The 8,924-nt window shown below is 43.8% G+C and carries 8 protein-coding genes and 1 pseudogene; 2 read left to right on the top strand and 7 right to left on the bottom strand.

Going from position 1 to position 8,924, the window contains the following annotated elements; all coding sequences use genetic code 11:
* The 4 genes and pseudogenes from JX312_RS05340 to JX312_RS05325 all read right to left on the bottom strand — a co-directional run.
* Positions 1-439, bottom strand: a pseudogene (locus tag JX312_RS05340) (UDP-N-acetylglucosamine 1-carboxyvinyltransferase); the annotation flags it as partial.
* Entirely contained in the window at positions 436-1,029 is a 594-nt protein-coding gene (locus JX312_RS05335; protein WP_239653813.1) for a DUF4290 domain-containing protein, read from the bottom strand. The gene JX312_RS05335 and the pseudogene JX312_RS05340, both read right to left, overlap by 4 nt.
* A gap of 171 nt (positions 1,030-1,200) precedes the next feature.
* On the bottom strand, positions 1,201-1,893 hold the full coding sequence (gene tsaB / locus JX312_RS05330) for a tRNA (adenosine(37)-N6)-threonylcarbamoyltransferase complex dimerization subunit type 1 TsaB (RefSeq protein ID WP_204457298.1): 693 nt from the start codon (positions 1,891-1,893) through the stop codon (positions 1,201-1,203).
* Positions 1,894-1,896: 3 nt separating this feature from the next.
* Positions 1,897-3,465 (bottom strand): NAD(P)/FAD-dependent oxidoreductase, encoded by a 1,569-nt coding sequence (locus JX312_RS05325; RefSeq protein WP_204457297.1) that lies wholly within the window; start codon positions 3,463-3,465, stop codon positions 1,897-1,899.
* Between the two features lie 111 nt (positions 3,466-3,576).
* Here JX312_RS05325 and JX312_RS05320 point away from each other — a divergent pair, with 111 nt between their 5' ends.
* Together JX312_RS05320 and JX312_RS05315 are read left to right on the top strand one after the other, a co-directional pair.
* Positions 3,577-4,218 (top strand): HAD family phosphatase, encoded by a 642-nt coding sequence (locus JX312_RS05320; protein ID WP_204457296.1) that lies wholly within the window; start codon positions 3,577-3,579, stop codon positions 4,216-4,218.
* Positions 4,219-4,221: 3 nt separating this feature from the next.
* The gene (locus tag JX312_RS05315) at positions 4,222-5,508 is read left to right on the top strand and encodes a replication-associated recombination protein A (RefSeq protein ID WP_204457295.1); all 1,287 of its coding nucleotides are present in this window, start codon (positions 4,222-4,224) and stop codon (positions 5,506-5,508) included.
* A 51-nt stretch (positions 5,509-5,559) separates the two neighbouring features.
* Here the strand turns inward: JX312_RS05315 and JX312_RS05310 are convergent, their stop codons facing one another.
* The 3 genes from JX312_RS05310 to JX312_RS05300 all read right to left on the bottom strand — a co-directional run bounded on the left by JX312_RS05310 (position 5,560) and on the right by JX312_RS05300 (position 8,839).
* Positions 5,560-6,099 carry a carbonic anhydrase gene (locus JX312_RS05310; protein WP_204457294.1) on the bottom strand — a complete coding sequence of 180 codons (540 nt, stop codon included), beginning with the start codon at positions 6,097-6,099 and terminating at the stop codon, positions 5,560-5,562.
* Positions 6,100-6,185: 86 nt separating this feature from the next.
* Positions 6,186-6,698 carry a helix-turn-helix domain-containing protein gene (locus JX312_RS05305; RefSeq protein ID WP_123404746.1) on the bottom strand — a complete coding sequence of 171 codons (513 nt, stop codon included), beginning with the start codon at positions 6,696-6,698 and terminating at the stop codon, positions 6,186-6,188.
* 923 nt (positions 6,699-7,621) lie between these two features.
* Positions 7,622-8,839, bottom strand: a complete 1,218-nt coding sequence (locus JX312_RS05300) for a GNAT family N-acetyltransferase (protein ID WP_204457293.1) — start codon at positions 8,837-8,839, stop codon at positions 7,622-7,624.
* Positions 8,840-8,924 lie beyond the last annotated feature (85 nt).

Below are 8,924 nucleotides of genomic sequence, written 5' to 3'. Positions count from 1 at the left end.
CTGTGACATATTCGAATGCCGCACCGAGTTTCTGAAGTCCGTAAAAATGAGTGTCAAGNCGGCGGCGACCGATTTTGTCACCACCCGGCTTCGGAAGAACGGCATGACCGAATCTTGCCACAAGCGGTCCCAGAATCATGACCGACCCTCTCAATGAAGCTGCCTTCTTTCTATATTCCGGAGTTCGGATATATTCAATATCTATATCGTCTGCCTGAAACTCACAGGTTGACTCATCAAGATAATTGACCTTTACCCCCATCTCCGCCAAGAGATTTATCAGGTTTGTGACATCAAGAATACGAGGCAGATTGGAAATTGTCACCTTCTCTTCAGTGAGAAGTGTGGCATAAATCACCTCCAATGCCTCGTTCTTGGCACCTTTGGGACTGATCTCTCCACAAAGGCGATGCCCCCCTTCCACTATAAAACTGCTCATTTTTTCTTCTTTTTACTTTTTGTCTGGCCCACAGGAACCGCTTCCTTAAATTCATGCAACAGATAAGTCTGAGGGTCAAGATCAATCTTTCCGCCGGAATATTCTCTCAGATCTTTTAGAATCTTCGCGTCATCAACCCCCTCCTTGTTATGAATAAGCATGAGCTTCTTCATATGATGCGCAATCAGCGAAATCAACACATCCTTTTCTTCACCATCCTCCATATCGGCAACTTTCTCTATCATCTTTTCGATGCTCTTGCCATAATGGCGATAACGCATTGGGGATGAAGTATATGGTATTTTTTCGGGTTTTGGATTCAGACGGTCTGCCGTTACGACATCACACGGAAAATCTATATCAAGTTGAAAACGGGACATAATGTTGATCTGATCCCATATCTGGGAGTAGTCACGCCCTTCTCCCACAAGTCCCGGGAAAAGGTTTGCCATTATATCCGCTATGGCGAACGCACACTTCGTGCGCTCTTCTCTGTCAGGTATGGAAACACAATAATCAACCATTCCCTGCACGTTTCTTCCGAACTCAGGAAGGGTAATGGGTTTGAGATCCGTATTATAAGGTATCATATTTATTATTGGCATGAAACTGTTAAAAAACGTCACACATGCAGTTGATTCTCTACATGTCCGCAACCGGTTTATTCTACAAAGATAACAATTTTTACCGAAAATATATCATTATCGTCTTTAAACCTTTATGTTATTTGGTGCAGCTATCTGCCACCCGCGTCACATCCGCTATATTCTGGGTCTGGCTACCGTCGTCTGGTATTCTTTAAGATATTCGGGAACCGAATATGCGATGTCAAGGAAGTCTTTCTCCCTCAATGCTTTCTCCGAGAGCGCAAGCATGTCTTTCGCCATAGGGTATAGATCTTCCATCCAATGTGCATTGGGAGAGTCAATAACATCTTTCGCCTTTCCCGCCCCGTCTCCCATAAACCATACTTCCTTTTCGGCAAGCAATCCAGAGTATGACTCGGAATCCAGAATCATCGGACCCGGACCTGCCACAGCATTCAGTGCAAAATCATAGGCGCCAGTAAAAACTTCCATCCTCCGGGCGTCAATCATAGGCACAAGTATCTCTTCTCCGGTAAAATTGAAATTACGGAACATTGCTTTGACGGCGAGTATCTTCAGAGTGCTCACTCCAATCAGCGGCACTCCAAGACTGAACGCAAGCCCCTTTGCCAGCGAAAGCCCTATTCTCAGACCGGTATAGGACCCGGGACCTATACTGACCGCAACTGCATCAAGTTTCCATTCTTTCCTTTTTACCTCTTCCATTGCACGCTCCACAAAAGGAGCAAGTACCTCGGCATGTTTCATGCCTTCCCTGTTCTCAAGATCGAACTCCAGAGCACCTTCTCGTGTCAGGGCAACAGAACAGATTTTACCTGAGGTTTCTATATTTAAAATTGTCGACATATTCTATTGTTTGTTTTTCTTTACGAACTGCTCCACACACCTTATTCCATCAATTGCAGCCGAGACTATTCCGCCGGCATAACCTGCGCCTTCGCCTGCCGGATATAATCCCGGAATCGCCACATGCTCGAGCGTCTCTTTGTCACGAGGCAGTCTCACCGGAGATGAGGTGCGCGATTCAAGTCCCAGAAGTATTGCCTCATTGGTCAGAAACCCCGGACATTTACGACCGAAGTCCTTGAACCCTTCGCGGAGTCGCCATGATATGAAGGGTGGAAAAAGCCTGTTGAAGTCAACAGGATGGATGCCGGGGGCATATGAGGTCTTCGGCAGTGAAGTCGAGACTTTCCCATCGGTAAAGTCTTTCATTCTCTGGGCGGGGGCGTTTATTGAATTTCCGGATTCATCATAAAATTTCCTCTCCATATCTTCCTGAAGCTGCAGAATCTCTAAAGCTCCAAGTTTCACGTATTCGGGAAAATCTCCGGGACGGATCTCCACAACCATTCCTGAATTGGCACGTTCTCCGGAGCGGGCGGACGCCGACATGCCATTGACCACAAGTTCACCCTCTGCACTTCCTGCGGGCACGACCACACCACCGGGGCACATACAGAAGGAATACACGCCTCGTCCCTCCACCTGCGTCACATAATTATATTCCGCGGGAGGAAGATACTTTCCGCGACCAGATTCAGAATGATACTGAAGGCGGTCGATAAGAACCTGCGGATGCTCAAGACGCACTCCAATGGCTATACCTTTCGCCTCCATAAGCACTCCTGAGGAATGAAGACGACGGAATGTATCATGTGCGGAATGACCGGTGGCGAGGATCACAGCCTCACCGCGAATCTCCTCGCCCGCGTCAGTGACAACACCCTTGCAGCAGCCATCTTCTATTATGAGAGAATCGGCTCGCGTCTCGAAACGGACATCACCTCCATAGCCGATAATAGTTGTGCGCATGCTTTTGATAACATGCGGCAGACAATCACTCCCTATATGAGGATGAGCGTCTACAAGAATGTCAGGATGTGCACCATGTTGCACAAGAAGCTGTAAAACTTCCTCCACATTCCCTCTTTTCTTACTGCGTGTAAAGAGTTTGCCATCGCTGTAGGCTCCGGCTCCACCCTCTCCGAAGCAATAGTTCGAGACAGGATTGATTTTCTTTTCTCTGCTTATCGCCGCTATGTCAAGGCGACGAGAATCCACATCGCGTCCCCGTTCTATCAGAACCGGACATATTCCGTATGTCACAGCCTTAAGAGCTGCGAAAAGACCGGCAGGTCCGGCACCTACAATCACTATTCTTGGAGATTCAGGCTTGATGACCTTGAACGATGCAGGCTTCAGGTCTGGAGAAATCTCTAAGTCATCACCTGTTGCCACACGTACACTAAGGTTTACAAGCACGTTGCGTTTTCGCGCATCGATAGAACGCCTCGTTATTCTCCATGAATTGATATCCGAAGGCGATAGTCTGAGCTGGCGTGCGATTGTCTCGGAGAGCAGTTTCTGCTCTCCCGCCACACGAGGTGACACACGCATGTTTATATCTTGAATCATCTGATAAGTCCGATATTTGGAACAACTCCATACTTTCAAATAACAAAATTACTCATTATTTGACAAATTTGACTAATTTTGTATTATAAAGTGCATTTAAAACCAGGATAAATGAAATCTATCGGAGTTCTGTTCGACCTTGACGGTGTCCTGATCGACAGCGAAAGCGAATATACCAAAGTATGGAGCGAGGTAAACCGTCGCTTCCCTTCTCAATATCCCGACCTCGCGTACAGGATAAAAGGTATGACTCTCGACAACATTATTGCCACGCATTATGCCGCTGCCGGACTCGGGGATAGTGTCAGGGCTACGCTTCACGAACTTGAGGCGCAAATGAGCTATAAATGGCTTCCGGGTGCAAAAGAGTTCGTAGAATGGCTTATAGCCATGGATATTCCAAGGGCACTGGTGACAAGCAGCGACAACAAAAAAATGGAACACCTCCGTGAGGAAATACCTGAACTGGAGGGTATGATGACGGAACTGGTCACCGCAGACCGGATCACAAGATCCAAACCGGATCCTGAAGGCTACATTCTGGCGGCGAACCTGCTTGGAGCCGATCCGAAGAACTGTGTGGTATTTGAAGATTCCCTTCAGGGCGTGAAAGCCGGCAGAGCCTCCGGGGCATATGTGACAGGCATTGCCGGCACTTTGCCGGCATCCGTTATCGAACCTTATTGCGATATGGTTGTAAATAATTTTGAGGAGCTCGACCGCGATGCTCTGATTGCCAAACTGACACGCTGATATATGACGAATATACCCCTTGCCGAAAGACTGAGGCCGAAGTCTCTTGACGATTATATAGGACAGACACATCTTGTAGGTCCGGACGGAATCATACGACGTATGATCGAGACCGGGAGGGTTAATTCTTTTATCCTGTGGGGACCTCCCGGGGTGGGAAAGACAACGCTGGCAAGGATAATAGCGTCGCAGACCGATGTGCCTTTCTACACTCTGAGTGCCGTCACATCCGGCGTAAAGGAGGTCCGAGAGATTCTGGCACGTTGCGAGGCGGATGCCCGCAGCATGTTTGTCAAGGGAAGACCAATTCTTTTCATCGATGAAATCCATCGGTTCAACAAATCTCAGCAGGATTCATTATTGGGGGCTGTGGAAAAAGGCACAGTCACTCTCATCGGCGCCACAACGGAGAATCCATCATTCGAAGTGATTCGCCCTCTTCTTTCCAGAGCTCAGGTATACACTCTCATGCCGCTGGAACTGGTGGATCTGGAAAATCTACTTGAACGCGCTTTGTCTAACGATGAGGTTCTTAAATCACGCAAATTCGACATCAGATCCAAAGACGCTCTGTTCAGGTTTGCCGGAGGAGATGCCCGGAAACTGCTTAACATAATAGATCTCATCGAGCAGTCTACAGGTGAAGACGAGACCGTGGTAATAGACGACAATGTGGTGACATCACGCCTGCAGCAGAATCCTGCCGCTTACGACCGCAATGGAGAGATGCATTACGACATAATATCAGCGTTCATCAAATCGATCCGCGGAAGCGACCCTCATGCTGCCGTTTATTGGCTGGCAAGAATGGTGGCTGGCGGCGAAGACCCGACTTTCATTGCCAGACGCCTTGTGATTGTTGCTGCAGAAGATATCGGACTTGCCAATCCCAATGCTCTTTTGCTTGCAAACGCCACATTCGATGCCCTCAACAAGATAGGATGGCCGGAAGGACGCATCATATTGTCGGAATGCGCCATATATCTTGCAAACTCTCCCAAAAGCAACACTGCATATGCCGCTATAGGTGCCGCGCTGGAGACTGTTGAAAGGACAGGAAACCTTCCTGTGCCGCTGCATCTTCGCAACGCTCCGACAAAACTGATGGCAGACCTCGGTTATCACAAGGGGTATAAATATGCTCATGATTACGAAGGAAACTTCGTGGAACAGCAATATCTTCCCGATGGTCTTGAGAATTATAAATTCTGGAATCCCGGAAACAATCCGTCGGAAATCAAGATGCGACAGAGACTCGATTCCCTTGACAAAAATCGTTTAAACGAATAAGGACGTCGCAATGACGTTTCAAGATGATTCAGACTATGTGGATACGTATTATCAGAGAGCAGTCAGTTCTCCGGTTACTGAGTCCATTATGTATCCTCTCACAGTAATGTCATCAGGCATAAGAGGGTGGTTCTTTATGAGGTCTACTGTCTCCTCTACGGCGGCATCCGTTTCCTCAAATCCGTGTAACCAATCCTTTAGGTTTATCCCGCAATGCTCCATAAGGCGTATGTGCTCCTCCGAAATGCCTCGTTCACGCATCAGAGAAAGCATTTCATTGGCATCCATACCCTGAACTCCGCAGTTGGTATGCCCTATGATCATGATTTCATTGACACCAAGCTCATAAACAGCTACGAGAAGCGAACGAACTGTAGAATCAAACGGATTGGTAATGGTTCCGCCGGCATTCTTTATCATCTTCACATCTCCGTTCTTTATACCTAAAGCTGCTGGTAACAATTCCACCAGCCTTGTGTCCATGCAGGTTACAATTGCAATCCGTTTATCCGGATATTTAGATGTGGCGAATTTTTCAAATTCACGATTTGCAACAAATTCACGATTGTATTCTAATATTGTATCAATCATAGTTGTCTGTCAAAATAAAGTACTATATATATCCCTATACGATTCTCATCCTGCTTTGCACCCTCCGTATGATTCTCAGTAAGCGATTACTTGCCGGGGTAGAAGGTTTCAAATGTCGAATCATCATAATAAACGGTTATCTGAACCACTTTTCGAGGATTTTTACGCATTTTTTCTATTTCCATTTGTAATTCGATACTTTTTGAATCCACCTGATTCCCGTTATTGATGCGGGATTGAGCTATGTTTCTACCCTCATTTAAGGCGTTGAGATTCGAATATTTTTCAATCTCCGACACATTGGGCGGATTATTCGGCTGTTCGCTGAATAAATTTGGAAAGTTCTCCTCGTCGCGACTCTCGCGGGGTGGTGCGACAAGCATGTCGCCTTCACCGAAGAGAAGCCAAAGCACCGACAAGCGAGGATACGCTGTATGAATCTGCCCAACAATAACATCAGAAATTTTCTTGTTTCGTCCGGTTAGTATCTGAGAAAGGCTCGGACGCGGGATTCCGCATTGGTCAGCAAACTGAGAGTTAGTCAAACCCATCTCATCAATGAACCCTTTTAGACGAATTGCCACATTATCCTCATTCATAAGGCGATTTTGATTTTTTAAATTCAGTATGCAAATTTAATTATTTATTTGCAAATTGCAAATTCTAAATAGTTAAATTTTGAATTTTACTTTTGAAACCAACATTTTACTTTTGCAATTTGCAATTCAAAATACTACACTAAAATGCTATAAATAATGTAGAGGTTATATATTAATAAGCTTAGTATTAACCCATTAAAGCCTTAAATGGACATTAGTGTACAACAAACACTCTAATATGAGCTTAAAAGTAACACATTACTTTCATTTTTAATTGTATCTGATTGATATGTTGCATTTTATTTTAATTCTAAATAGATGTTAATATGAAATATTTGCATTTATACACTATTAACTAATTCAAATTTTCACCTATTTACATTTATTATATTTGTTGTCGATTACAAACTTGATTTGAGTTTGTAATTTGCAATATTAATATATCTCTTGATTTACAGACTTAAATTAACAATCTCACATTCCGAATGGCAAATACCAGATATTTATCGTTGGACTTATTTGTTGAATGTTCCATTTTGACCAATTTGCAAATGCATTAAATCAACGCACTGCCCTGCTTTCTTGAGCCCCTTATTTTTTCTGACAACTTTTCTTTCGAGAGTACTAAAAACTCGTATTCTCATCCGCAAATTATGGAATATTCGATTCTCAAAGCCTTATTTACACAATAAAATAAGGATAGAATGTTAATTTATAACACTTTATCCTTATTTACAAAAAGCAATTCCAGATTGTAATCCGTATTGTTTTATATCTTTTTATTCTGTTTTTGTCTATTTCCTCTCAAAAACTGTTTAATTTTAAATGTAGGGTTAACTGAGAGGATTTTATTAGATGTTTTTAAGAGTTGAAGAGATCGCATTGTAAATTTAATCATCATTTCATTATTCTACAATAGATCGTCAATCAAGCATAAGGTTTATACTTCCGCCTAACGGAGGAATTTCCAATACCTCTTCGACTATATGATCTGAATCTGGACGGCGAAACAATATTGATGCCACTTCCCTATCATCCATCGCTTCCAGAATTTGATTTTGGGAAACTGTATCCGTTTTCAGTTGACTTGACACCAGAGACCCGTTTTCTGCTACAAATCTTGTCAAAATGTTGTTTTCTTCATTTTTCACGAGAATCGAATATTTTAAATCGTGCCTCTCCTCTGCCTGAAATTTTAAAATCTCGTAAAGATTTAAAATCCGAGCCATGCCGTATACTTCATAATTTCTGGCAGGTGAATATTTGTTGTCTATTCCAATTATATTTCTTATAGGGTAGCTATAGAGTTTCAGACCAAGATCCGGGTAGTCGTTTTTTATTTCTCCAAGAAGCCGGTAATAGGAGCACCTGTCACTCACATGAAGACAATACACTGTCACTTCATCATTCCCGGCATAGACAAATCCTACCCCGGTAACCTTATCATCAGAATTGATACAATAATATATACGCCCTCCGGAAACAAAACACTCTTTAATGGCTGTAATAAGCTCACATGTGGTATGAAGGATTCCAAGATGCCGGCAGGAATCTGGTCTGTAGTTTTCTCGCTTCCGGATATAGTCCGTGAGCAACCTCGCCTCGGAAAGGAGAAGCTCTTCGTCAGAGGATATTCTGCGGCATATAAGTCGTTCGCAATACCGCTGTTTGATATTCTTTATCCTGCTGTCTTCCTTATTTAGCACATGGAGGTTCTCAAGCGCGAAATCATGTGAAGATGTAAAACGTTCCACACTTCTATAAAAAGCGTTGACAAATCTGCGGTCACGGTAATAACGCTGCAATTCTTCATCAGCCGGAATTAGAAACATGAATGAATGACCGGAGTTTTTCATCCTTGATGCCAGCCGTTCAATCAGACCTCCCATTATACCGTGTTTCCTATAGGCGGGGTCAGTTGAAAGCCCGCATAAATAAAGACCTTTCAATTGATGGCTACTGTTGCCGAAATAATAAGGCACAGCAAGCAAAGCCGCCACGATATTCCCGTCTATCTCTTCATACTCCACCATCTCAATATTGAAAAAGGCATCAAAAACGAGTCTCACATATTCTTCGGAATCATGGAATGTCTCTTTCCATAGTCTCATCATCCCCTCTTTTATTTCAATTTCATTCATTCTAATAAATCCGTTTGGTTTATTTTTAAACAAGCTCTTATACAATAGTTCGTTAAAAAATATTCATAGGCTAAGCGGCATCTAC

The organism is Barnesiella sp. CU968 (assembly GCF_905219685.1).
Taxonomy (GTDB): Bacteria; Bacteroidota; Bacteroidia; order Bacteroidales; family Muribaculaceae; genus Lepagella; species Lepagella muris_A.
Note: the sequence above shows the minus strand (reverse complement) of the source record. Positions and strands in the feature narration are given on the sequence as shown.

What these genes read in the sequence shown, in the direction of transcription:
- JX312_RS05325 (WP_204457297.1), bottom strand. Translation starts at nt 3,465, where the DNA reads ATGATTCAAGATATAAACATGCGTGTGTCACCTCGTGTGGCGGGAGAG.
- JX312_RS05335 (WP_239653813.1), bottom strand. Translation starts at nt 1,029, where the DNA reads ATGATACCTTATAATACGGATCTCAAACCCATTACCCTTCCTGAGTTC.
- JX312_RS05320 (WP_204457296.1), top strand. Translation starts at nt 3,577, where the DNA reads ATGAAATCTATCGGAGTTCTGTTCGACCTTGACGGTGTCCTGATCGAC.
- JX312_RS05305 (WP_123404746.1), bottom strand. Translation starts at nt 6,698, where the DNA reads ATGAATGAGGATAATGTGGCAATTCGTCTAAAAGGGTTCATTGATGAG.
- JX312_RS05300 (WP_204457293.1), bottom strand. Translation starts at nt 8,839, where the DNA reads ATGAATGAAATTGAAATAAAAGAGGGGATGATGAGACTATGGAAAGAG.
- JX312_RS05315 (WP_204457295.1), top strand. Translation starts at nt 4,222, where the DNA reads ATGACGAATATACCCCTTGCCGAAAGACTGAGGCCGAAGTCTCTTGAC.
- JX312_RS05310 (WP_204457294.1), bottom strand. Translation starts at nt 6,099, where the DNA reads ATGATTGATACAATATTAGAATACAATCGTGAATTTGTTGCAAATCGT.
- tsaB (WP_204457298.1), bottom strand. Translation starts at nt 1,893, where the DNA reads ATGTCGACAATTTTAAATATAGAAACCTCAGGTAAAATCTGTTCTGTT.